This is a genomic window from Treponema sp. OMZ 788, from assembly GCF_024181245.1.
Taxonomy (GTDB): domain Bacteria; phylum Spirochaetota; class Spirochaetia; order Treponematales; family Treponemataceae; genus Treponema_B.
On sequence record NZ_CP051199.1, the window covers coordinates 2,026,583 to 2,049,932 of the forward strand.

18 protein-coding genes and 1 pseudogene are annotated in these 23,350 nt (G+C 40.0%); 10 read left to right on the top strand and 9 right to left on the bottom strand.

The window, feature by feature from the left end:
• Positions 1-13 precede the first annotated feature (13 nt).
• Together amrB and E4O00_RS09995 are read right to left on the bottom strand one after the other, a co-directional pair.
• Positions 14-886, bottom strand: coding sequence for an AmmeMemoRadiSam system protein B (gene amrB / locus E4O00_RS09990; protein ID WP_253677221.1), 873 nt, complete (start codon positions 884-886; stop codon positions 14-16).
• 36 nt (positions 887-922) lie between these two features.
• Entirely contained in the window at positions 923-3,736 is a 2,814-nt protein-coding gene (locus E4O00_RS09995; protein WP_253677222.1) for a DUF3160 domain-containing protein, read from the bottom strand.
• Between the two features lie 115 nt (positions 3,737-3,851).
• On the opposite strand from E4O00_RS09995, the pseudogene E4O00_RS10000 reads away from it, so the two are divergent.
• Positions 3,852-4,947: pseudogene (locus E4O00_RS10000) on the top strand (SAM-dependent methyltransferase).
• Positions 4,948-4,951: 4 nt separating this feature from the next.
• On the opposite strand, the gene E4O00_RS10005 reads toward E4O00_RS10000, so the two are convergent.
• The 6 genes from E4O00_RS10005 to E4O00_RS10030 all read right to left on the bottom strand — a co-directional run bounded on the left by E4O00_RS10005 (position 4,952) and on the right by E4O00_RS10030 (position 11,849).
• Complete coding sequence (locus E4O00_RS10005) at positions 4,952-5,596, bottom strand: hypothetical protein (RefSeq protein ID WP_253677223.1); 645 nt, start codon at positions 5,594-5,596, stop codon at positions 4,952-4,954.
• 16 nt (positions 5,597-5,612) lie between these two features.
• Positions 5,613-6,509 carry a YitT family protein gene (locus E4O00_RS10010; protein WP_253677224.1) on the bottom strand — a complete coding sequence of 299 codons (897 nt, stop codon included), beginning with the start codon at positions 6,507-6,509 and terminating at the stop codon, positions 5,613-5,615.
• A gap of 223 nt (positions 6,510-6,732) precedes the next feature.
• Positions 6,733-7,428, bottom strand: coding sequence for a YgjP family zinc-dependent metalloprotease (locus tag E4O00_RS10015; protein WP_253677225.1), 696 nt, complete (start codon positions 7,426-7,428; stop codon positions 6,733-6,735).
• Positions 7,425-8,495: a DUF2804 domain-containing protein gene (locus E4O00_RS10020; protein ID WP_253677226.1), complete on the bottom strand. Its 1,071-nt coding sequence runs from the start codon at positions 8,493-8,495 to the stop codon at positions 7,425-7,427. Before E4O00_RS10020 ends, E4O00_RS10015 begins: the two co-directional genes overlap by 4 nt.
• A gap of 47 nt (positions 8,496-8,542) precedes the next feature.
• Entirely contained in the window at positions 8,543-10,129 is a 1,587-nt protein-coding gene (gene lysS / locus E4O00_RS10025; RefSeq protein ID WP_253677227.1) for a lysine--tRNA ligase, read from the bottom strand.
• Positions 10,130-10,220: 91 nt separating this feature from the next.
• On the bottom strand, positions 10,221-11,849 hold the full coding sequence (locus E4O00_RS10030; protein WP_253677228.1) for a UDP-N-acetylmuramoyl-L-alanyl-D-glutamate--2,6-diaminopimelate ligase: 1,629 nt from the start codon (positions 11,847-11,849) through the stop codon (positions 10,221-10,223).
• A gap of 107 nt (positions 11,850-11,956) precedes the next feature.
• On the opposite strand from E4O00_RS10030, the gene E4O00_RS10035 reads away from it, so the two are divergent.
• Complete coding sequence (locus E4O00_RS10035; protein WP_253677229.1) at positions 11,957-12,658, top strand: CAP domain-containing protein; 702 nt, start codon at positions 11,957-11,959, stop codon at positions 12,656-12,658.
• Between the two features lie 3 nt (positions 12,659-12,661).
• Here E4O00_RS10035 and fabZ read toward each other — a convergent pair whose 3' ends face one another.
• The gene (gene fabZ / locus E4O00_RS10040; protein WP_253677230.1) at positions 12,662-13,093 is read right to left on the bottom strand and encodes a 3-hydroxyacyl-ACP dehydratase FabZ; all 432 of its coding nucleotides are present in this window, start codon (positions 13,091-13,093) and stop codon (positions 12,662-12,664) included.
• A gap of 254 nt (positions 13,094-13,347) precedes the next feature.
• Here fabZ and E4O00_RS10045 point away from each other — a divergent pair, with 254 nt between their 5' ends.
• The 8 genes from E4O00_RS10045 to E4O00_RS10080 all read left to right on the top strand — a co-directional run bounded on the left by E4O00_RS10045 (position 13,348) and on the right by E4O00_RS10080 (position 23,133).
• The gene (locus E4O00_RS10045) at positions 13,348-13,992 is read left to right on the top strand and encodes a TetR/AcrR family transcriptional regulator (RefSeq protein ID WP_253677231.1); all 645 of its coding nucleotides are present in this window, start codon (positions 13,348-13,350) and stop codon (positions 13,990-13,992) included.
• A gap of 18 nt (positions 13,993-14,010) precedes the next feature.
• Positions 14,011-14,592, top strand: coding sequence for an MptD family putative ECF transporter S component (locus tag E4O00_RS10050; RefSeq protein ID WP_253677232.1), 582 nt, complete (start codon positions 14,011-14,013; stop codon positions 14,590-14,592).
• Positions 14,593-14,681: 89 nt separating this feature from the next.
• Positions 14,682-15,296, top strand: coding sequence for an energy-coupling factor transporter transmembrane component T family protein (locus E4O00_RS10055; RefSeq protein WP_253677233.1), 615 nt, complete (start codon positions 14,682-14,684; stop codon positions 15,294-15,296).
• 90 nt (positions 15,297-15,386) lie between these two features.
• Positions 15,387-16,952 carry an ABC transporter ATP-binding protein gene (locus tag E4O00_RS10060; RefSeq protein WP_253677234.1) on the top strand — a complete coding sequence of 522 codons (1,566 nt, stop codon included), beginning with the start codon at positions 15,387-15,389 and terminating at the stop codon, positions 16,950-16,952.
• Positions 16,953-17,010: 58 nt separating this feature from the next.
• A complete protein-coding gene (locus E4O00_RS10065) occupies positions 17,011-18,750 on the top strand; it encodes an ABC transporter ATP-binding protein (RefSeq protein ID WP_253677235.1) in 1,740 nt (579 codons plus the stop codon).
• A 17-nt stretch (positions 18,751-18,767) separates the two neighbouring features.
• Positions 18,768-19,349 (top strand): MptD family putative ECF transporter S component, encoded by a 582-nt coding sequence (locus E4O00_RS10070; RefSeq protein ID WP_253677236.1) that lies wholly within the window; start codon positions 18,768-18,770, stop codon positions 19,347-19,349.
• Positions 19,350-19,388: 39 nt separating this feature from the next.
• Positions 19,389-21,278: an ABC transporter ATP-binding protein gene (locus E4O00_RS10075; protein WP_253677237.1), complete on the top strand. Its 1,890-nt coding sequence runs from the start codon at positions 19,389-19,391 to the stop codon at positions 21,276-21,278.
• A 118-nt stretch (positions 21,279-21,396) separates the two neighbouring features.
• Entirely contained in the window at positions 21,397-23,133 is a 1,737-nt protein-coding gene (locus tag E4O00_RS10080) for an ABC transporter ATP-binding protein (RefSeq protein WP_253677238.1), read from the top strand.
• The last annotated feature ends 217 nt before the right edge of the window (positions 23,134-23,350 follow it).

Below are 23,350 nucleotides of genomic sequence, written 5' to 3' on the forward strand. Positions count from 1 at the left end.
AAAGTTTAAAATCCTAATCTTCTTTTTCCCAAAAGTATGTAAAAAAGTAACTTGTTATATCTTTAGAGTCTGTCTCATCGCTTAGCTTATAGGCATCGGTTCCCCTCTGAATTGTACACCGGGTCTTTTCAGTAAATAATTTTGAAAGCAAATACATTGCCGGCCTGTTATCGCAGATGGCGAGCGTCCAAGCCGATGGTTTTAGGCTTGTCAAAAAATAACGGGACTTGGCATCTTTTTCGGCAGTTTTTTCTATATCTGATTTATGCGAAAAATCGGAAGAAATCAAAAGAAACGAATCCTCATCCTTGGCGGAAAAAACTTTTTTGATTGTATCATAAAGTTTAACTGCAAGGTTCATATTTACCGGAGGCTCTCCGTGATAGGCTACGGCAACAACCTTAGCTTCAGGAAAGTATTTTTTTATGTAGGGAATTAATGTTGAAACGCCGTGCTCATAAACAAAAACCTCATCATCAAACGGAACATTAAAAAGCCCGGCAAGTTTTTCGCTCCTTTCCTTGTCGGAATGAACAAGCCCGTCTTCAGTATTCCACGATCCTTGAGTCAAAGAAAAATCATATAAGGACAGCCCCCAATGGGATGGACTTAAAATATAAAAAGTTTTTATTTTTCTTGCATCGGCAAGTTCGGTAAACCAATCGTTGATTAAGGCATCGGTTAAAAGATGATGGCTTACCGTACCGCCCCAAGGCTTGGCTCCCGCGGGCAAGGAAGCCTCCTTTGGGATAAACCTTGTCTTGGGAGGCCGGTCCCCATCAGAGCTCCATGTTTCGAAAATTTTTTTGGAGTCTTCAGGCCCGCCGCTTTTACCGCAGGCCGTCAGACAAAAACAAATAAGAAACAAGATTCTTATAAATTTCATATCAGCTAAAATAAAAATCCATCAAAGACGGTTCTTTTAAAAAGAAATATTTTGAGCCCAAAAAGGTTTTAAGTCTTCCATGTCTTCATCGGCATAGACCCTTTTCTTCCACTCTTCGTTTGTAAGGCGGTTGGCAATGTCTTGTTCAAACTCGTAATAGTTAAAACAATAACCGACAGCTATCCGCTTTCCGCCTTGAGCATCATTTAAGGGAACATAAATTCTGTAGGGAATACCGACGGCCGTTTCAAGGACAAAGCCTGCTTCCGCATTTGTAAAAACATCGGCAACCAAGGCCATACGAAGCTGCTCAGGCTCAACATATGCATTTATCGAAGGCATAAGAATACGGGCCAAGAAGGCCGGCATAACTGTTATCCATTTTAAGTCTGCTTCAGAAACGGGCTTATCTGCAATTTCAAGCTTAACAATATCGGCTGCATGCAAGGCCGTTTTTTTAAACATTTCAAGCTTTTGCAAATTCTTTTCATCTATAAGATTATAAGGTTTTAATGCATTTATGAGCACATCCACAGAAGAAGCTGCGTTTTCCCAAAATGCCAAGTTGGGTTCTATATAATGCACAGGATAGGGAACCTTTTTTATCCTATAGGTAAGATCGGCACCGGGGCCGCCTCCAAGCCCTGCAAAAGCTTGCTTTGTATATAGAATAGTATCATGCCTTAGCTCGGCCCATGTTCCGTGAGCCGACAATAAGGACTTCACACTCCATGCGGGGCTTTCGGTAAAATAAAAACCGGAGCCTTGTTCAAAGCGGGCCTGCAAGGCTATCTCTTTTAAGGTTTTACCGTAATAGGTCTTTCCCAATATTTCGTCGGGAGAAGATACGGCTTCTTTTTCAATCTTATCAAGAACCGTTTTTAAATCGTGAAAATCGGAGTAATCTTTTTGCAGCAATACATCGGCAGACTTTGAGCCCATAGCCTTCATAATATCGAGCCCCTTAACATGGGTGCGTCCGTACATTCTAGGAGAGCTTACCAAACCGTGAACATAAGAATCAAAGATAAACCTCTGCCCGAAAAGCCTCCAACCCATGGGAGGCCTTCTTTCTTCATCGGTTCCTTCGGCAGCTGTGTAGAAGGCGGAGGAGCCAGCTATTGCAGGAGGTCTTAGTTTTTCGTGAGCCGACTTCATAAATGCGAGTAAGTTGTTTTTATCGCTTGCCCATTTTTCAAAGTCTTTTACATTATAGTGTTTCCAAAGAGGTAAAACCTCTTTAAAAGAAAGGTCATCGGATAAACCGATTAAATCGGTTATAGGATCAAAAAGAGCTGCCCATTTTTTATAAAGCTCTTCATCGTTTTTTACAAGCTCGGTAATCAAAAGAGCTATGGGCTCCATGTGCAAGGTCAATGCATCCGCATCTGAAGCGGCCGTTCCGTCTTGTGCTAAAACTTCAGGCCCCTTATCGGCAATTAGAAAATGGGTGCGGCCGAACCACATCATAGCCCTAAAATAAGCGGACAAGATGCCGTTTTTTGTGTAGTGCCCTCTCGGCTTATATTGAGAATAATCTTCTTTTGTGAAAACTTCATCCTCAAATGTAAAAAGAGGAGAAACTGAAGGGCCTTGAGCCTCATCGATAAGATTTATTTCTTCACTTACCGTTTTAGGATATTTTGCAAGAACTTCATTTCTATCGGGTTCTTTATAAACGACCTCATTAGAGCCGTATTCATTTTTTTCGGTTACAGATTCGGGTGCCAGCTCCAAGAGGGCACGGGCAACTTGAAAATAAAGTTTAGCCTTTTCTAAGGTTTCAGGTCTTGCTGTAGGAAAGCCTTTTTGATTTACATTATTTAAACCGGCTTCAAAGGCTGTTACAAGTTCAAGGAGTCTTGGAACAAAAAACTTCTCTTCAATACTTTGTAAGGTTCTGTCAAAAAGAAGATGCTTTGCATGGGCCATTAAATCGGTTGTAATAAAAAGCGTAGTGCCGTCTTCCATGAGAAGAGTTCCGTTATAATTATCTCCATATGAATCATAATGATAACCGTAATGATTTCCATACAAGGCAATCATATCATCTCCGGACATAATATTCATATAATATTCATCCGGCTTAACTTTTTCAAAAATTAACCTATCCCTTTCCAAGAGAGCCTGATGATCTTTGCTTAAAAAATCATAACCGAATACCGGGTAAAATTCTTTAGGAGCACCATTTGTTAAATAACGCATGGACATCATTTGATTTTTTTTCAAATCATTATCCAGACCTGTAAGATCGGCTCCAAAGACAAGACCTTTTTCACCATTCCAAATTGTGCGGTAAAAATAATTTTGATTTTCTTGAAAGCTAAAAACACCGAAATCGAATTCGTCATTTTCATCCTTAGGCGGTAATTTTATAAAATCTTCTTCAATGTTTAAAACCGTACCAAATGGAATAGGTATTCCCTTAGGCAGCTTTTCTAAATCTTCTTCAGATTTTAATTCTGCATTAGGATAGAACAAACAAACATCGCTTCCGACAACAGCTGTCTTTCCTTGTTTCACCTCACTAAAAGGGAAATCTTTAAAAACAAGTTTATCGTGTAAATATTTTTGATGAGCCTTAGGTGCATTCGTTTTTTTTTCAAATTCCGAATTCAAAAGATTGTTGTAAATTATTGTTTCTATGCTTTTTTTTGAAGCCGAACTTTCCTCAGTTTTTTCAGGCTCCGATACTTCGGCAACAACCTCAGCCTTAGGCTCGGCAGTATCAGCCTTATCGGCAGGCTGTTCATTTCTTTCTTTTGCATTGCAAGAAAAAAAAGATAGAACACAAATAAACAATACAGACATAAAAATAAGGCCTAGGCCTTTCTTTTTAAATTCAAACATTTTAAAATACCTCCATAAAACTATATTAGATAATGGTAATAATATCATAAAAATACCCGATTGACAAGCTAAGGGAAAAAACAGAAAATATTATTTTTAAGAGAATATAAAAATTATGCTAAAAGATGACCCGCGTATAAAATTATTAAAAGGCAGAGCCTGGCTCACCGTTCCTCAATTTGAAAATCACCTTCTTGATGAATTAGGGATTCCGCATGGCGAGTCTCCTATGGAAATTACAAATCTTCCCAAAGATGCAGCTGCCTATGGTAACATAGTTTATAGAGAAAATTTTCCTAAAGATATTTTTTTGGAAGCGACTTTGTATGGAAGAACCCTTTATAGCAGAGTTTTCGAGCATAAGCGAGGCTGCCGATATTTTGCGTTCAATCCAAAGAAACTGGGCCTTTGTTCCTTTTAACTGTTTTAGACGGGCAGAACTAATCGAAAAAAAGCTTCCATTTATAAGCAAGAAAGAGAGGGACTTTCCCTATGATGTTCCGGCGGCCGAAATGGGAATATGGACACTCTTAAATGAAAATCAAATTTTCGCTTCGGCCAAAACTTCAAGTCCCTTCCCCCGCGGAGAAATTTTCTTTAAGGAGGACAAGATAAATCCGCCGAGCCGGGCATACTTAAAAATGCGGGAAGCCTTAACCCTCTTAAATTTTTACTTAAAACGATATCAAGAAAAAAACGGATTTATCAAAAAACAAGAATCCATGTCCGCAGAGCTTTCAGAAAACGATCTATCCCTGCACTCAGAGTTTTTCGAAAAAAAGAATTCCCTGCCGGGAGCTTCTTCCATCTGCCTCGATGCAGGAGCCTGCCCGGGAGGCTGGAGCTGGGTGCTGGACAGTTTGGGCTGCAAAATCATCGCTATCGACAGAAGCCCCTTGCGGCCGGATTTAATGGCAAAGAAAAATATAGAATTTATAAAGCATGATGCCTTCACTTTAAAACCTGAAGAAATAGGAAGAATAGATTGGCTTTGCTCGGATGTAATCTGCTATCCTCCGAGACTTTATGAATGGATTATAAAATGGATTGAATCAGGCCTTTGCGAAAAGTTTATATGCACGATAAAGATGCAGGGAGAGCCGGATAACGAAACCGTAAAAAAATTTGCGGCAATTCCGAACTCAAAGGTAGTTCATCTTACGGCAAACAAACACGAACTCACCTGGCTAAAAGCCCCCTTTATGTGCTAAATACTTATTTACCGAAGAAACCTCGTTGTCCGGCTTTTACCCATCGGCCGGGACTTCGGGAAAGAACAGGCGAATCCAGCTGATTACATATCCAATCTGCAAATACCTCATCTTCAAAGCCTTCCAATTTTACCAAAAGAGTTTGCACCCCGGGAAGATCAGCCTGTCTTACAGAGTCAACCGTTTCTTCTGCAATACGGGCAAAGGCTGCTGATGCTGCCGAAACATTAGGATTACCGCAAGGGACATCTGCATCACGGTGCACAAAAATTACGCGGCCTTGGGCTTTTTTAATGTAGTAATTTTTTAAAACCAAAGAAAGAGCCGCATTTGCAGAAATAAGATCGCTGATGGTTCTGTCTATTGAAAGAGCATCAGTCCCCGAATATATTTTGGAATAAGCAGGAGCATCAAAAATCAAAATTGATGTATCAGCCGCAATATTTATATTTTTTAATTTTAGAGGAATAGCCTGAAGAGAAAAAAGGGAAGATCGGTTCCATTCTATTTCTGTAGTAACACCGCTTTCTTTATTATCTTCTTTATATTCCGAACTCAAACAAACCTTTAAGCCCTTATCTCTAAGTTTATTTGCAAGCTCTTGTGAAAACTTTAATCTATTATCCGTAATAAAAATTCCTGAATCCATATGCACACCTATACCATCAAAAAATGCTTACTTTATTTTTTTGCTTAAAGCCGAGACCGTAAACTTCCTGCATATCGCAAACCATAATAAAAGCTCGTTCGTCGATTTCGGTTATTATTTCTTTTGCTCTTACAAATTGAGCTCGGCTTACAACACAGAGCAGAACAGGCCGATCCTGCTTTGAATACATACCCTCCCCACGAAGGAGGGTAACCCCTCTTTCAAGCTTACTCATAAGAGCATCTCCGATTTCTTCAGGCCTTGAACTGACGATGAAAAAGCCTTTAAAGTAACCGAAGCCGTCAAGAATCATATCTGCTATCTTTGTACAAAAGAAAAGAGCGATTAAAGAATAAAGCGAAGTATTCGGGTTATTATCTACAACACCTGCAAAGATTACTATTACAAAGTCTGCTATGGCCATTCCCTTTGCAATACTTAGCCCGGGAAAATGCTTATTTACAATAGCTCCGGCAAGGTCGGTTCCGCCTGTGGTAGCTCCGCGCTTAAACACAAGCCCCAAACCTACACCTAAAAGAATTCCTCCGAAGGTTGCCTGCAAAAAAAGGTCATTGGTAAACACAAAATCTTGAGGCAAAACAGCCAAAACACCCGAAAGAACCAAAATAGAAAGAAGGGTAAAAACAGCCGATTTTTTTCCTAAGAGTTTTGCTCCAAAGATAAATAAGGGAACGTTTATAACCAAATTCGATATGTATACCCTTATACCGGTCAACTTCTCGATGGCAACCGACAAACCGCTCACCCCTCCCGGTGCAATTGTTCCGGGAATAAGAAAAAACTGTAAGGCAACTGCTGCAAGTATACTTCCAACAGTAACCCAAAAAGTATCAAGCAAGGCTCCGATAACAAATCTTGTAGAAAGATGTTTGGCAGGTAATATTTTACTCATAATACAATTCTCCAAATATAGAAATTTTATTATACAGAACAGATACGAATTTATAAACTTAAGGCAATATTACATCTTTTTCTTAAAAAAATCAACAGATCCGATTTTGAGTTACCGGCTGCCATAAACTCAATTGATTGGCAAATACTTAAATTCAAATCACTAAGCAAGAAGAGATCTTCTCCTTTCAACATTTCCCCAAGCCTTGTTTGGGGCTCCCTCTCTAATACTCTTCCGAATTCAACATCTTTACCCTCTCCTTCCAATCGGGGAGGTATTTGGTCATGTACCGCTTAAAGCGGCCGTTATGAAGCCTTTCCTTAAAATGAACAAACTCGTGTACCAGCACCATCTCGGCACATTCGCAAGGGAGGGCGGCGAGTTTTGTGTTTAAGGTGATTATGCCCGTATAAGAATTGCATGAGCCCCACTTGCTTTTCATATCCCTGTATTTTATCTCGGAGGCGGATTCTTTTATCTTGGCCTCCCAAAGGGGGAGGATTTCTTCGACATAGAGCTCAAGCTCCTTTTTATAAAGGCGGTTTAAGATTGAAGGGCGTTTTTTGGGATCGGCTCCGGGAGGCTCTTTTAAATAGATAAAATCGTCATCGACCGCAACGCCTGCATTTTTTTTAGCCCTTAGTATTTTGATCTTATAATCGGCCCCCCATAAACTCACCGTGGAGCCGTCCTTCAATGAGGCCTTTACATTCTTCTTAAAAATCTTTTCCTCAATTCGTGCCTGATGTTTTTTAATCCATGCGATGTTTTCTTTTATGAACTCAAGAGCCTTACTTTGAGGATAGTTTTTCGGAACATGAATACAGGGGATGGCCGTTTTGGGCGATACGGTAAGCCTGAGTTTCCGTCCCTTGGATTCTGCCCATTCGATTTCTACCCCTTCTATTTTAATCATCATATTCTAAGATTGTATTTTTTGGCGATGCCGGGAAAGGATTTTAGTTTTAGCTCTTCTCCGTCGGCCGTCAAAAGAGTTCCTTCAAAATGACCGTAAACGGTGCTGTACTCGGTCCTAAAAACGGCGGCATTTACCCGCTTGTAGTTTTTTGAAACGGGAAAAAATACAAGGTCTACCATGCTTTCGGTATCCTGTATTATCCATTTTCCCATGATACCGAAGGGACGGGTAATTTTAACGGGAGGAAGAGGAGTACGCTTACCGTCATAGAGCATCATATTGTCGTTGTATTTATTGCTGTCAGCAGCTATCGAATTTGCAAGATAAAAGACCAAGGATTTGCCTTCAAATTTACCGAGCCCGTTTAAAAGAGTGCGCTTTGACCTAAAACCTGTGTAGGACTTACGCACATCAAAGACCCCGACGGCTGTTTCTTTTTTTAACTGAATATCTTCGTTATAGCCCAAACTTATCCAGCCCTTTACCGTGCCTGTCTGCATGTACATGGCCATACAGCGGCGGCTTACATAGTTGGGAATTACGCAGGAAAAATCCAAGGCCTCCTTATCCCGAATATCCAAATCGATGCGGCCCTCGCAGGATGGACGGGCATCACGGGCTAAAAAGTCAAAATCTGCATGGAGCTTGCCATGAGATAAACGGGAAAAGATGCGGGCATATCTATAGGGCTTACGGCAGGCGGTAACGCTGTATCTTATGTGCTTAGGAATATGAATAAAGCCGCCCGGCAGGTATTGCCGGTAGGCATATTTTTGCTGAGTTTTACGAAGCCAAAAGGTTGTTTCCATAAAGGAGAAAACATAGCACGAAAAAAAGGTCATTTCTCCTATTACCTCATCATCGCAAAACAAAAACCTCATCGTTCCCGAAATTCTTCCGTTGGAAATTATCCTAGGGAGGGGCAAATTACCGAACACCCGATAAAGCCCTTTTATGTCGAATTTTTTAAAGCAGCCTGAAAAGGTTCCGAAATTCGATTTTCCGTTTTGGACAGGCTTGTCGGGTGCAGGTTCTATCTTGCGTGTGTACAAGTTATCATTAGCCATAAGAAGAATGTTAGCACAATTTGCAAAAAAATAAAAGCCTTTTTGCCTTAATAATTTTTTAAAATATTCTCCAGTCTTTCTTTTCCAATGGTTTTCATAAAGCCTGCAAGGCGAGGGCCCTGATCTTTTGAAACGAGGGCTTGATAGCAGGCGACAAACATTTGCTTGGGTTCTAAGCCGCATTCTTTTGCAGCATCATAGAGGGCTGTCGAAAAGGTCTTTTCGTCCATCTCATCCATTTTCGGTAAGAGGGAATCCCTTATCGTTTTAATAGCCTTAGTTTCGGCCTCGTTCAAATCAGCCTTTGAGCCGTCAGTCCTTAGAGCAAACTTAAACTCTTCGGGAGCACCTCCGTCTGTAATCCAGTTCCATGCACATTCGGCTCTTGTCTTCAGCCGGTCAAGCTGGCCGGGCTTTACATCGGGAAGAGCCTTTATTACGGCTTCAATATCTCCGGAATTTATCTGCAAGAGATTGCACAAGTGTCTAAAAGGAATTTGATAAGAAATACACTCAGGCATTCCGTCTATTTGCGAAAGTTCATAGATTCTATATTCTTTTTCGAAGGTCTCATCGTTTTTAGCCTGTTCGGCCTTCCATGCAATACGCTCGGTCTTGTCATAGTCTTCATAAATCTTAATTACATCAAGATCAAAGCTGATAACGAATTCGGTGTTGGGTCTTGTGCCTGCAAAAAGATAACGGGCAACTTCGGGCTGGTAAACTTCGAGTACCTCGGCAAGGCTTACAACCTTTCCCTTAGAAGAAGCCATCTTTCCGGGCACTCCCTTTAACCCGATAAAGTCATAGCGGAAACTTACAGGGGCAGGCCAGTTATAAATGCGGGTGGAAACTAAGCTCGCCGTATCAAAGGAGCCGCCTTGAGAGTGATGATCCTTTCCGGCAGGCTCGAAGACTGTTTTTTCAAAGGCCCAGCGCATAGGCCAGTCAACCCTCCAGCCCAGCTTTGCGGATTTTGCCCTGCGTAAATCCAAGTCTTCGCAATGTCCGCACTCGCACGAATAGCGTAAGGTCCAGTCATTATCCCAGGACTCTATCTTTGTAGTGTCCTTGTTGCAGACCGTACAAAAAACCGAAACGGGCCAGTACTCTTCGGTAATCTTATGAGACTCGTCACGATATGTATTTAAAATTTCTTTAAGTTCCTCCCTATTATCCAAGGCTTTTTTCATACCGGCAGCATACATCCCCCTTTGATAGCGCTCGGCTTGATAAAGGTATTCGGGGTGAATACCGACTCTCGGCAATACGGCTTCTACATCATGCTCGTGGTGGCGGGCGTAGTTTTCGTCCCGCTCAAAGGTGTCGGGAACCATCGTAATCGGATAGCGGAGGTATTTTTCCAAAACCTCAGGCTTAGGCATATTTAAAGGAACCTTGCGGAATACATCATAATCATCCCAAGAATAAATAAAGCGCACATTTTTTCCGCGGGAGCGTAAGGCTCGCACAACCAAATCTACGGAAATAATTTCGCGGAAGTTTCCTACATGAACTGTTCCGGAAGGCGTAATACCTGATGCACAAGTGTAAACATCGAGGTCTCCCCTCTCTCTTATGATTTTTTCGGCAGTCTGATCTGCCCAGTGTAATAATTTCTTTTCGTTTGACATAATTTCTTCCTTAAAAGCACTTAAAATAGACAAAAACAGCATATTCTATCCAAAAAAAGAGAGGCTGTCAATCCTTGTAAAAAATAGACTCTTATTTTCCAAGCATTTCTTTTAACAATTCTCTTGCCGTTGTTTCTTCATCGTAGGGCATGGTTCTATCCTTAAAGATGATGGAGTTTTCATGTCCTTTCCCTAAAAGGAGGACTGCGTCGTTTTTGCCGGCAAGGCTGAAGGCTTTTTTGATGGCTGAGGGGCGGTCGGGGATGATAAAGAGTTCTTCGTTCCGTTTTTTTTCGGGACAGCCTGCGGCTATCATTTCCAAAAGCTCAACGGAATCTTCTCCGCGAGGGTCTTCATCTGCAAGGATTACGATGTCGGAATAAAGAGCCGCTATCCTGCCCTGCTCCGGTCTTTTCTTTACATCACGCTCTCCGCCGGAACCGAAAAGGCTTATGACCTTTCCGCCGGATTTTTCTATACGGCTTTTTATAGAAGGAAAAATTGTCATAAAAGAAGAAGGGGTGTGAGCATAGTCTATGAGCACTTCAAAATCCTGACCCTCATCTATGAGCATCATCCTGCCCTTTACGGGTTTTACAAGAGCGAGTTTTTCGATTATGGCTTCGATATCGATAGCGGTAATTTTTTGAACGGCCAAGACCGAAGCCAAAATATTTTTTACGTTAAAGATGCCTGCAAGTTTTAGCTCGCTCCTGTATTCTTTTTTAGAAGAAAAATCGCAAAGGGTAAATTTAATTCCGTTTGAAGACTCTTCAATATTCTTTGCAAAAAGACCTTCATATTCTTCTATCTTTTTTAGGTCTTTAGGCTCGGTGCTGAAGGGATAGACATTTTTTTTGGTTGCTTCCATAAAATAAGGAGCTGAAGGGTCTTCATAGTTTACTACCCCGAATATCGGCATACCCTTCCCCTCATTTTTATCCAAGGCTCTAAAAAGATTAGCCTTGTCATAGCGGTACTGCTCGATAGTTCCGTGGAATTCCAAGTGCTCCTGAGTTACATTCATAAAAACACCTGCATCAAAGATCACATCTTCAAGACGGGCCGTTCTCGGGGAAAGGCCGTGTGAGGAAGACTCTACCACAGCATAGCCGCAGCCTGAGTCCCTCATTTGTGCAAGACGCAGCTGGACAATGTTCGATTCCGGAGTGGTCTGGTGTTCAGGGTTAGGAATTATCTTTCCGTCTATGGAGTATTCTACCGTAGAGAAAAAGCCGGCTTTTTTTCCGCAGAGGTTTAAAAGCTGAAAAATAAAAGAAACCGTACTGCTCTTTCCCTCGGTTCCGGTAACCCCGATTACTCCTAAGGCCTTTGAAGGCTCATCATAAAGAAAGGCAGAGACCTTGGACATGACCTTGCGAACATCCTTCACCTGCACAAAACACACATCTTTGTTTTGCTCTATGACTGCAGCAATCGTTTTATCTTCAGTATATGAGGCTTCTAAATCTCCTTCATAAAAAACACAAACAGCTCCGCTTTCGATTGCAGAATTTATAAATTTTTTTCCGTCGGTATGAATACCCGGAAGAGCAAAAAAGGCGGCTCCTTTTTTAAGATGCGTTTTATCATCAATTCCGCAAGGCCGAATCTTCCGTGAATCATATTCGGTAGAATTTATAAGAGACTTATCGTTTCCAAAACAATTTACAACTTCAACAGTCCTGATGCATTCCGCAATCGATTTTGTGTATTCCATAATAAAAAGTATAATTGATAAGACTAAAATTATCAAGTCATATTGATATGAAGGCAAAATCCATGTTACAATCCCATTTAAGAATTAAGTTCTATGGAGTTAAGATTATGAAAAATAAACTATGTATCATATGGCTTTTTACCGCCATAATTTTATTAGGTTCTTGTGAAAGCCTTTTTTCTCAACTTAAAGAAAATAATGTGCAGCAAGCTCCCGCCTCAGGAATTTCTACAAGCGAAAAAAATGAGCTGCCGATTATAAATGAAATTTTAATGGAGCTTAACAGGGTGAGAAGCAATCCTCAAAGATATGCAGAAGAGGAGCTTAAACCTCGGCTTAAACTCTTTGATGGAAAACTTTACAAGGTTCCCGCAGAAATTCCTATATTAACAAATGAGGGAACAACACCTTTAAAAGAATGTATAAATGTTTTAATGAAGACAAAGCCTATGGGAAATTTAGAGCTTGAAAAGGGCTTAAGTCTTGCAGCCCAATGGCTTGCCGATGACCAAGCTAAAACAGGAAAAATCGGTCATTACGGAAGCGATGGATCTTCTCCCTTTGACCGAATGAACCGTTACGGTAAATGGCTTATAACGGCCGGAGAAAACTGTGCATACGGCCCTAAAACAGGAAAAGAAATTGTAGCACAGCTTTTAATCGATGACGGAGTTCCCGATCGAGGGCACCGCATAAATATCCTCAAGAAAGAATTTAAAAAGGTAGGTATCGGTTATAATGATACTGGTAAGGCCCCCTACGGTGCCGTAAGTGTTATGGACTTTGCAGGGGGCTATGTTTCAAAATAGGCCTTAAGCCTCCTTGCCGACAAGGCACATCCATTCGGCTTCGGCGGCAAGGGTATCGCCTACATAGGCCTTACCAGCCTGCTTAATCATTCGGGGCGATACGCGTAAGTTTGTAACTTCCATTCTCACCTTGTCCCCCGGCCTAACCTGAGAGCGGAATTTAACCTTATCGACGGTAGCCAAAAAGAATAAAGAGCCTTCTTCAAAAATCTTTTGAAAACTCAAAGCTGCTCCTCCGGCCTGAGCCATTGTTTCGACAAGGATAACTCCGGGCACTACAGGATATTCGGGAAAGTGTCCCTTAAAAAAGAATTCTTCTTGAGTAAAAACATGCTCGCTCACGCTGCCGTTTTCATCGGCAGATATAATCTCATCCACAAACAAAAAAGGCTTTCGGTGAGGAATCAAACTTTCTATATCTTTTGTAAGACTCATAAATTTCTCCTTATCTTCTATAAGTATATAATTACTCAATTTTACACAAAATAAAATAATTAAACAAGGAGGACATATTTTATAAATATTTATCTAAAAAAAAGTTATCAATAGTTGACTAATTTTTTATTTTTTGTATAATGTTACCCATTGATTACAGCATCGCACATTCTTTGCTGCGATGACTGTTTTTATTTTTAGATTTTTAATAACAGTGTTATTAAAAAATATCAGTGTTATCATTATACGGATTTATGAAAGAAAAAATTTTAGCAGATAAGGACGACCTCAATACGGCTGCAAAAATTTTAAACGCAGCCAAGGAAGAATTTCTTGAAAAGGGTTTTATGGGAACCGGAGTCCGTTCTATTGCCAACAAAGCAGGTCTTACAACAGGAGCAATTTATAACCTATTCAAAAACAAAGACGCTATTTTCAAAACCCTTGTTGGAGAAGTTTTTGATGAGATGATAAAAACCTTAAAAAAAGATACCTCTCCTTCAGAAAGCAAATATAATATGAAGACAAGCGACCTTTCCGTGATTGTTGAAAATTCACGCAAGCGTTTTTTATACATGATCGACTTTTTCTTCGAACACCGGGATGAGATGAAGCTTCTTATTTGCTGTGCAAAGGGAAGTTCTTATGAAGATATATTTGACAAGGCGATTGAACTAATGGAAAAAGAAACCATACGATGGTTAGAATATGACGGAGTAAAAATTACCAAAAGAATAAAATTTTTTATTCATGTCATGGCTTCTTCGCATTTTGATAATTTAAAAGAAATATTCTATCATGACTTAACAAAAAAAGAAGCTATAGAGTATGTACTGGATTTTAATACCTATCACTGTGCCGGATGGAAATATTATTGGATGGAAAAAGTTAATTCATAATTTTTTAGGAGGTTGTTGATGAACAACAGGTTAGCTTTAAAGGATCTTATAAATATCGGTATTTTTTCCGTTATTTATTTTGTCGGACTTTTTGTGATTGGTATGCCCTTAGGTTTTTTGGTTATAACCTATTTGGCTTTCCCTTTTACAGTAAGCTTAATTTTAGGAATTGCAGTAATGTTCTTGCTCGCAAAGGTGCAAAAGTCTTTAGGACTTTTTATCTTTGCAGCAATTCCCGGCTGTCTTATGACTCTTATGGGACACACACCTGTAGTTGCAATCCACAGTTTAATCGTTGCAGTCCTTGCAGAAATCGTACGAAAGGTACTCGGCTATAACACAGCAAAGGGAAGCATCGTAGGATATTCTATAATGTCGCTGTGGCTCTGCGGTGCGTTTTGGCAAATCTTCCTTTTAAAAGATCAATACTTTGCCCTCACCGAAAAAATGATGGGAACGGACTATGCAAGAGAATTAACAAGTCTTCCTTGGTGGATTATGCCCATGCTCTATGTTACCGCATTTTTAGGCGGAATACTCGGAGGACTTTTGGGTAAAAAGGTTTTAAAGAAACACTTTGAAAAGGCAGGCTTGGTGTAGTTAAGTAGGAATTAGTAATGCGTAATGATGAATTAACCCAATTCCTAATTACGCATTCACAATTAAGAATTAACCTAGGGGAGATTTTGATGAAAAAAGATGCACTCTTAATTCTTGATCCGCGGACAAAAATATTTTTGGTTTTGGCAATGGGAGCCTCGATAACAATTCTTGTTCCTATATATTTAGAAATTTTAAGCGCTGCCCTTTTGGCCTTTTTATTCTTGATGAACGGGCAAGTTAAGTCTGCAATAAAATTGATGGCAGTTTTTTTATTTCTTGCAGCCCTTACCTATTTACCTCAAAATCTTCCCGGTGTTACAACCGTCGTATTGCCGGTCGGTTTTATGGTACGCCGTTTTATGATGCCTATTGTCGCAGGAAATTATCTCATTGCCTCAACTCCTGTAGGACTTTTAATGAATGCCCTCGAAAAATTAAAACTGCCTTACTCAATAGTCATAACCGTAGCGGTTATGTTCCGTTTTTTTCCTACATTAAAAGAAGAATATGGAAATATTAAAAATGCAATGAAGATGCGCGGCATCGGACTTAACGCGGTAAACGTAATCACTAAACCTTTTTTAACGCTTGAATATGTGATGGTTCCCCTTCTATCATCCGCTTCAAGAATCGGAGATGAACTTGCTGCAGCAGGACATACAAAGGGAGTAGATGCTCCTTCTAAAAAAAATCCGCTATAAGACTTCCCGTTTTACAGGCGCCGATGTTGTGATTTTTATTTATATCATCGCAGTGTTTATCGCTGCAGCCCTAACAAGGATACATGCATAATGGAAACAGCCGTCAATCTTCAAAACCTTTGTTTTAATTATCATTCTTCGGAAAATACGGATCAATCAAACACGAAAAATTTATCTGCCATAAATGATATTTCAATTTCGGTCAAAAAGGGAGAATGCATTCTGCTTACAGGAATTTCCGGCTGCGGAAAAACCAGTTTACTGCGTACAATAAACGGTTTAATTCCAAACTATTACGAAGGAAAACTTTTAGGTTCCCTTGAAGTTTCAGGAGAACCGATACAGGGAAAACCTATTTACGAGATTTCAAAAAAAGTTTCTACCGTTTTTCAAAATCCGAAATCTCAGTTTTTTAATTTGGATACTACTTCCGAAATTCTTTTCTTCCTTGAAAATATGGGAACACCTTTTGAGGATATGCATGAAAGGCTGACATTTATTTCGGAATTTTTAAATATCAAACATCTTCTCGATCGGAATATTTTTAATCTCTCCGGCGGAGAAAAGCAGATGATCGCTATAGCATCTGCCCTCGCTGCCGATACGGATATTATTGTTCTGGATGAACCTACTTCCAATTTGGATTTATACTATATAGAAAAAATAACTGAAGTTCTTAACCTTTTAAAAAAATCGGGAAAAACTTTAATCATAAGTGAACACCGTCTGTATTTTTTAAAAAACCTTATAGATAGGGCTTTTTTAATAAAAGAAGGCAAAATTGAAAAAGAATTTTCGCAAAAAGAATTCATTTCTCTTTCGGAACAAAATAGAAAAGAACTATTACTTCGCCCCATAATGATGGATAAAAATGTTTTTAATCGTTTAGAAGATTCGGATGATATACAGTCACAATCATCAAACTTTATGACCGTAGAAAATTTATGCTACCGTTTTAAAAAAGAAAAAGATGATTTTCTCCGTGTGAAAAACTTAAAAATGGGATTCGGCAAGGTGATAGCCCTTACCGGAAAAAACGGGCAAGGTAAAAGCACTTTTGCTAAATGTCTTACAGGTTTACTCAAGGCAAAAAAAGATTCCGTTTTGCTGAATGAAAAAAAAATAACGGCAAAACAGAGGCTTGCTCTTTCGTACATGGTATTGCAGGATGTAGGTTATCAGCTTTTTACCGAAAGCGTTGAAGATGAAATAGCTTTAGGAAAAAACAAAACGATTAAACGAGAACAAAACGCCGCAATCGAAAATACGGAAAACCGCACTCCGAGTGTTGAAACAATTTTAAAGTCGATGAATTTAACGGAATTAAAAGATAAGCATCCATTAAGTTTATCGGGAGGACAAAAACAAAGAGTTTCAATCGGAGCTGCCGTCAGTTCAAACTCGCGAATCATCATAATGGATGAACCGACTTCGGGTATGGACTACTTTCACATGAAAGAAACTGCAAAACTAATTAACTCGATACGCTCGCCCGAAACACTTATTTTAATTATCAGTCACGACTTTGAATTTTTAAGTCTTGTTACCGATGAAATAATTTTAATGGAAAAAGGAGCTGTGATTTCTCATTCGGAATTTACAAAAGAAAAAGCCGAAGAGGTCTTTAATTATTTGAAAGATGGAGTACTTAATTAGGAGTTAATTCAATTCCTAATTATGAATTAAAAATTATGAATCAGTTATAGGAGGCATAATGTTAAAGAATTATTTTGCGCTGTCAGACAAGGGAGCGCGGGATCTAAACAAGGCAGTAGCTGTTACTACCTTCGGGAATTTGTTTTTGATTGTTCCGTTGGGACTTTCATTTTATGCACTGCAGGAACTTTTAAAGCCCATTCAAGGCGGTTCCCTTGCAGCTTTTAATCCGTGGATTTATCTAGGGATTTGTGTACTGATCATTATTGTGCTTTTTTTAATTGAAAAACTCAAGTACCGCAAAACCTATACAAGCTGTTATGACGAATCGGCTAATGTGCGTATTTCCCTTGCAGAAAGTATCAGGAAGCTGCCCCTCTCGTATTTCGGAAAAAAAGACTTATCGGATTTGACGGCAACGCTTTTAAACGATGTTGCTACAATGGAACATGCACTAAGCCACACGGCATCCGAATTGTTCGGGGCGTCAATTTCAATTATTGTATCGGCGGCAATGCTTGCTCTTTTTGATTGGCGAATGACGATTGCTCTTTTCAGTTGTTCCGTTTTCGGATTTTTGCTTGTATACTCATCACGCAAACAAGCCCGCCGTTATGCAGTTAGAATTAACACAGTACTGCTCGGCGTTTATAATTCCATTCAGCAAATGCTCGACAATATCAAGGTACTTAAATCCTCCGACAAAAAAGAAAGCTATGTACAAAAGGTAAAAGACGATATTGCACACAGCACAAAGGAAGCGGTTAAAGCCGAATTATTTGTCGGCTCGACTATGATAGGTTCCATCATAATTATCCGCTTTGGATTTCCGTTGGTTATTGCAGTCGGAGCGGTTTTATATGCACAAGGAAGTCTCCCGCTTTTTACTTACCTCGTCTTTTTACTGATTGCCGGAAGAATTTTTGAACCCCTTACCGCCGTTTTTATGCTGCTCGGCGAGTTTTTCCACGCACGCACGGCAGTCGAACGCCAAATGGAAATCATAAACTACCCCAAGCAGAAAGGAAGCGAAACTTTTAACCCCAAGGGCTACGATATTCAATATGACAATGTTTCGTTTTCATACAATGATAATGCAAGCCGCGATACGGTAAGCAATATCAGCTTTACTGCCAAGCAGGGGGAAATCACTGCCCTCGTCGGACATTCAGGCTGCGGCAAGTCAACAATTACCCGTCTTGCAGCCCGCTTTTGGGATGCTGCTTCCGGCATGGTGAGTGTGGGCGGCACGGATGTTTCTACCGTAGACCCTGAAACCCTTTTGACCGCTTTTTCAATCGTCTTTCAAGATGTAGTGCTTTTTAATGACACAGTCTACAACAATATCCTTGTCGGCAATAAGGATGCAACCAAGGAACAAGTGCTTGCAGCCGCAAAAGCTGCACGCTGCCATGATTTTATCGAAAAACTGCCCGAAGGCTACGATACGCTTATCGGCGAAAACGGTTATACCCTTTCAGGCGGCGAGCGGCAGCGGCTTTCCATTGCCCGTGCACTTTTAAAAGATGCGCCTATTATTTTGCTCGATGAAGCAACGGCAGCCCTTGACCCCGAAAACGAAACGCTTATTCAAGAAGCATTGAGCAAGCTGGTCAAAAATAAAACCGTCATCGTCATCGCTCACCGTTTAAGAACAATAGAAAACGCCGACAAGATCGTCGTTCTCAAAGACGGTAGAATAGAAGAAATAGGTACTCACGAAGAGTTGATAAAGGGAAGATCATCGTATCCGGTGATGTATAAGCTGCAGAAAGAAAGCGAAAGCTGGAGTGTTTAATTTTTAAGGAGGTTGTTATGAACAACAAATTGGTTTTAAAGGATTTGATAAATATCGCCATTTTTTCCGTTATTTATTTTGTTGGGTTGACTATAATTGGAACTCCCCTTGGTTTTTTGGTGCTGACTTTTTTAGCGGTTCCTTTTGCCGTCAGTGTAATGTTGGGAATCTCAGTACTGTTTTTACTTGCCAAGGTGCAAAAGCCTTTTGCACTTTTTATTTTCGTCGCTATTCCTGGCTGTTTGATGACGCTGATGGGACACACTCCGGTCGTTGCAATCCATTCGCTTATAGTTGCCGCCATTGCGGAAATTGTACGTAAGGTGCTCGGTTATAATACCGCAAAGGGAAACATAGTAAGCTATGCTGTTATGTCGTTAGCATTGTGCGGAGGCTTTTGGCAAATTTTTATTTTAAAAGAGCAATATTTTGCTCTCACCGAAAAAATGATGGGAACCGCCTATGCCGCTGAATTAACGGGATTGCCTATCTGGATTATGCCGATTCTCTACGCGACCTCTTTTGCAGGCGGATTACTCGGCGGGCTTTTGGGTAAAAAGTTCTTAAAGAAACACTTTGAAAAAACAGGGTTGGTTTAAGTAATTAAGAATTAAAAATTATTTTAGAGGATGTACATAATGAATAAAAATGAAGAAAAAAAGAAGGCTAAAAAGGAAAAACAGGCTGGGGTTGTAAGCCGCATTCTCTCTTATGCGGGGAAGCATAAACCCTTTATCTATGTGTCGCTTTTTTTATCGAGCTTGAGTACGGTTGCACTGCTTATTCCGTATGCAGTTGTGTTTTATGTTATGCGCGATATTATTTCAGCTTATATGTCGGGTGTGCCGATCGATATAAACCGGATGATTTTTTACGGAGCGGCGGCTCTTATTTCCGCTGCAGCAGGTTTCCTTTTGTACTTCGGTGCTCTTATATGTTCGCATATTACCGCATTCAATTTAATGGGGAATATGAATATGCGCTTGGCGGAAACATTTGCCCGCCTTCCGGTCGGCTGGCACACATCACATGCAAGCGGTTCTGTGCGAAAGGTATTTGAAAAAAATGTCCATTCGCTTGAAGGTCTTATTGCACACATGCTGCCCGATGTCGTACAAAATATAGTTAGTCCGATTGCCGTTTTGTTTTTACTTTTCTTTTTTGATTGGCGGTTCGGCCTTATTTCATTTTTGACACTTGTTATCGCCTTTGTTCTTCAAGGTGTGATGATGGCAAAGGGCAAAAAAATGGGATTTATGGAAAGTTATGAAAACTCACTTGAAAAAATGAACAGTGCCGGTACGGAATATATCCGCGGTATTTCGGTTATTAAAACTTTTAATCAATCGGTACACCGCTTTAAGGATTTTTACAGTTCGATTATAAACTACCGTGATAATGTTTTAAAGTATACCGTTGCTTGGGAAAACGGCTTTGCAGTTTTTCTTGCTCTATTAAAAGCGGGCTTTATCTTTTTGGTTCCCGCCGCATTTATCTTTGCCGGAACGGCAGGAGATGGCGAGCCTTATGCAAAGTTTTTGTACGGTTTTATTTTTTATCTTTCTCTTTCGCCTGTTTTATTTAATATGATGATAAAAATCGTGTACGGCTCCAGTTTGAATATGCAAGGCGGTGATGCCTTAAACCGTATCGAAGCTATTTTAAATGAAAAAGCCGCTCCGGAGCCTGAAAAATCCGTTATGCCGCAGACATTCGGCATTGAGTTTAAAGATGTTGTGTTCTCTTATAAAGAAAATGCCGAAAGCACGGCGCAAAGCACAAATGGTGAGAATACGGAAGAAAAAGCTGCCCGGTCTTTTAAAAAAGCTATCGACGGTGTATCGCTTAATCTTTCGGAACATACGCTTACCGCCCTTGTAGGGCCTTCGGGCGGAGGAAAGACAACCCTCGTCAATTTGCTCGGACGCTTTTGGGAGCTCGATTCGGGGGAAATTAGCATCGGCGGCGTGAACATTAAGGATATCAAAACGGATGACCTTATGCACCTTATCAGCTTTGTGTTTCAAGAAAATAAACTTTTTAACGAAAGTATTTTTGAAAATATCCGCTACGGCAAAAAAGACGCAACGCGCGAAGAAGTGCTTGCTGTGCTCGAAAAAGCCGAGTGCATGGACATTATCGAAAAACTTCCGAACGGTATAGACACCGTGTACGGCACCAAAGGAACTTACCTGTCAGGCGGAGAAGCTCAGCGGCTTGCCGTTGCCCGCTCCCTTTTACAGGACGCTCCCATTGTCGTGCTGGACGAGGCTACTAGTTTTGCCGATGCGGAAAACGAGTATAAAATCAAAAAGACCTTCAGTCAGCTGCTTAAAAACAAAACCGTCATTATGATTGCCCATCGTCTTTCTTCTATTGTGAATGCAGACAAAATCTGCGTTATCAACAACGGTAAAATTGAAGAAACCGGCACCCATGCGGAGCTTTTGGCAAAGGGCGGCTCGTATACCAAAATGTGGAACAACTTTCAATCGGGTATCAGCTGGAAACTGGCGGCAAATGCTTAACTTGTGAATTAGGAATTTAACTTGCCCGCTTATACTGTACAAGTCTCGGTAATGGGTAATTACATTCTCAAATACACATTATCCGTTAAGTAATACAAATTATTTATAGGAGGTGTCTATGGACACATACAAAAGATTGTTTAAATACACGCCTGAAAAAATACACTGTGTGTATATTTCCATTGTTTGCTCCGCTTTGGGCGTTGCTTGCCAAATGGGAGCATTTTGGTACTTATGGAAGTTCTTGTATGCGCTTTTAGTAACAAAAAGCGTTACGGACGGTTCGTTTTATGCAACTGTCATTGTTGCACTTATGCTCGGATACAGCCTTGTATATTTTTCTTCCTTGTGGGCTTCTCACGTGCTGGGCTTTCGGCTAGAATCGAATTTGCGTAAAGCGGCAATCAAACACTTGATGAATGCATCCTTCGCTTTTTTTGATATGAACAATTCAGGAAAAATCAGAAAAATCATTGACGACAATGCACAAGAAACTCACATGATTGTCGCTCACCTTATTCCCGACAATGTTGCAGCCTTTCTTACTCCGATTTTGATGTTCATCATCATTTTTATGGTGGATATAAAACTCGGCATCTTGCTATTGATTATTGCCGTTATCGGAGCTGTGCAGATGATGTTTATGATGGGCGACAGGCATTTTATGCAAAAGTATCAGGCAGCCTTGGAAAAAATGAACGGCGAAGCGGTTGAGTATGTTCGCGGTATGCAGGTTATAAAAATTTTTAAAAGCACAGTAGAATCATTTAAAGCGTTTTACACAGCAATCACAGAGTATTCCGATTTAGCATACAAATATACGCTCAGCTGTAGAAGACCCTATGTAATGTTTCAAGTACTGTTCAATTTATTTGCAACTTTTACAATACCGGTTGCAATTTATTATATGAATAATGGTGCCGACGGAAGTATAATTATTACAAAAATTATATTTTATATTTGCTTTACAGGAATTTTATTTAGTTCATTTATGCGTGTTATGTATGTCGGTATGTATAATTTTCAAGCTAAAAGCGTCGTAGATAAATTGGAAAATCTTTTTACCGAAATGAGTAAAGATAACATTCAGCACGGAACCGAAGAAAAATTCGATAACTTCGGCATCGAATTTAAAAACGTTTCATTCGGTTACAATGAAGAAAAGATTTTAAACAATGTCAGCTTTAAACTTGAACCGAATAAAACCTATGCTCTTGTCGGCTCTTCCGGCGGAGGAAAATCTACAATTGCAAAACTTATTTCGGGTTTTTATAAAATCAATGAGGGAGAAATTTTAATCGGCGGAAAAAATATCGCTTCATATTCCAAAAATGCACTGATGAAAAATATTGCCTTTGTATTCCAAACTTCTAAACTTTTTAAGACAAGCATTTTTGAAAATGTTAAAATGGGAAATAAAAATGCAAGCGATGAAGAAGTAATGAAGGCCTTGACTCTTGCCCGATGTGATGACATATTGGATAAGTTTAAAGATAGAGAACATACTTTAATCGGCTCAAAAGGCGTTCATTTATCGGGCGGAGAAGTTCAGCGGGTTGCAATCGCAAGAGCTATTTTAAAAAATGCCGATATAATCATATTGGACGAGGCCTCGGCCGCAGCCGATCCCGAAAATGAATACGAAATTCAGCAAGCCTTTTCCAATCTTATGAAAAATAAAACGGTTATCATGATTGCTCACCGTTTAAGTTCAATTAAAAACGTAGATGAGGTCTTGGTTGTTGAAGACGGAAACATAATAGAACGCGGCAGCGACAAGGAGCTTATGACAAAAGACGGAAAATATTGTCAGCTTCAGAAGTTGTATTCTAAGGCAAACGAATGGCGCTTTTGAAAATATGCGGGCATCTGCGTTGTCGCTTAACAAAAAACAGTCCTCGACGTACATTAACTTAACTCATAATTATGAATTAAAAATTAAACAAAGTACAAATGTACCTTTGCAATTATTAAATCGGACGTTGAACAGCATCAAGGAAACGCGCCTTAGCTATTCAACTCACAATGTTTTCTCAAAGCTTTTCCGCAGCTAAACTAAAAACTAGGTTGGG

Bases quoted from the DNA above. Each gene is read 5' to 3' on its own strand.
- E4O00_RS10055 (WP_253677233.1), top strand. From the start codon at position 14,682: ATGAAAAAAGATGCACTCTTAATTCTTGATCCGCGGACAAAAATATTT.
- E4O00_RS10015 (WP_253677225.1), bottom strand. From the start codon at position 7,428: ATGATGATTAAAATAGAAGGGGTAGAAATCGAATGGGCAGAATCCAAG.
- E4O00_RS10005 (WP_253677223.1), bottom strand. From the start codon at position 5,596: ATGGATTCAGGAATTTTTATTACGGATAATAGATTAAAGTTTTCACAA.
- E4O00_RS10070 (WP_253677236.1), top strand. From the start codon at position 18,768: ATGAACAACAAATTGGTTTTAAAGGATTTGATAAATATCGCCATTTTT.
- amrB (WP_253677221.1), bottom strand. From the start codon at position 886: ATGAAATTTATAAGAATCTTGTTTCTTATTTGTTTTTGTCTGACGGCC.
- E4O00_RS10020 (WP_253677226.1), bottom strand. From the start codon at position 8,495: ATGGCTAATGATAACTTGTACACACGCAAGATAGAACCTGCACCCGAC.
- E4O00_RS10045 (WP_253677231.1), top strand. From the start codon at position 13,348: ATGAAAGAAAAAATTTTAGCAGATAAGGACGACCTCAATACGGCTGCA.
- E4O00_RS10065 (WP_253677235.1), top strand. From the start codon at position 17,011: ATGTTAAAGAATTATTTTGCGCTGTCAGACAAGGGAGCGCGGGATCTA.
- E4O00_RS10075 (WP_253677237.1), top strand. From the start codon at position 19,389: ATGAATAAAAATGAAGAAAAAAAGAAGGCTAAAAAGGAAAAACAGGCT.
- E4O00_RS10035 (WP_253677229.1), top strand. From the start codon at position 11,957: ATGAAAAATAAACTATGTATCATATGGCTTTTTACCGCCATAATTTTA.
- fabZ (WP_253677230.1), bottom strand. From the start codon at position 13,093: ATGAGTCTTACAAAAGATATAGAAAGTTTGATTCCTCACCGAAAGCCT.
- E4O00_RS10080 (WP_253677238.1), top strand. From the start codon at position 21,397: ATGGACACATACAAAAGATTGTTTAAATACACGCCTGAAAAAATACAC.
- E4O00_RS10030 (WP_253677228.1), bottom strand. From the start codon at position 11,849: ATGGAATACACAAAATCGATTGCGGAATGCATCAGGACTGTTGAAGTT.
- E4O00_RS10060 (WP_253677234.1), top strand. From the start codon at position 15,387: ATGGAAACAGCCGTCAATCTTCAAAACCTTTGTTTTAATTATCATTCT.
- E4O00_RS10010 (WP_253677224.1), bottom strand. From the start codon at position 6,509: ATGAGTAAAATATTACCTGCCAAACATCTTTCTACAAGATTTGTTATC.
- E4O00_RS09995 (WP_253677222.1), bottom strand. From the start codon at position 3,736: ATGTTTGAATTTAAAAAGAAAGGCCTAGGCCTTATTTTTATGTCTGTA.
- E4O00_RS10050 (WP_253677232.1), top strand. From the start codon at position 14,011: ATGAACAACAGGTTAGCTTTAAAGGATCTTATAAATATCGGTATTTTT.
- lysS (WP_253677227.1), bottom strand. From the start codon at position 10,129: ATGTCAAACGAAAAGAAATTATTACACTGGGCAGATCAGACTGCCGAA.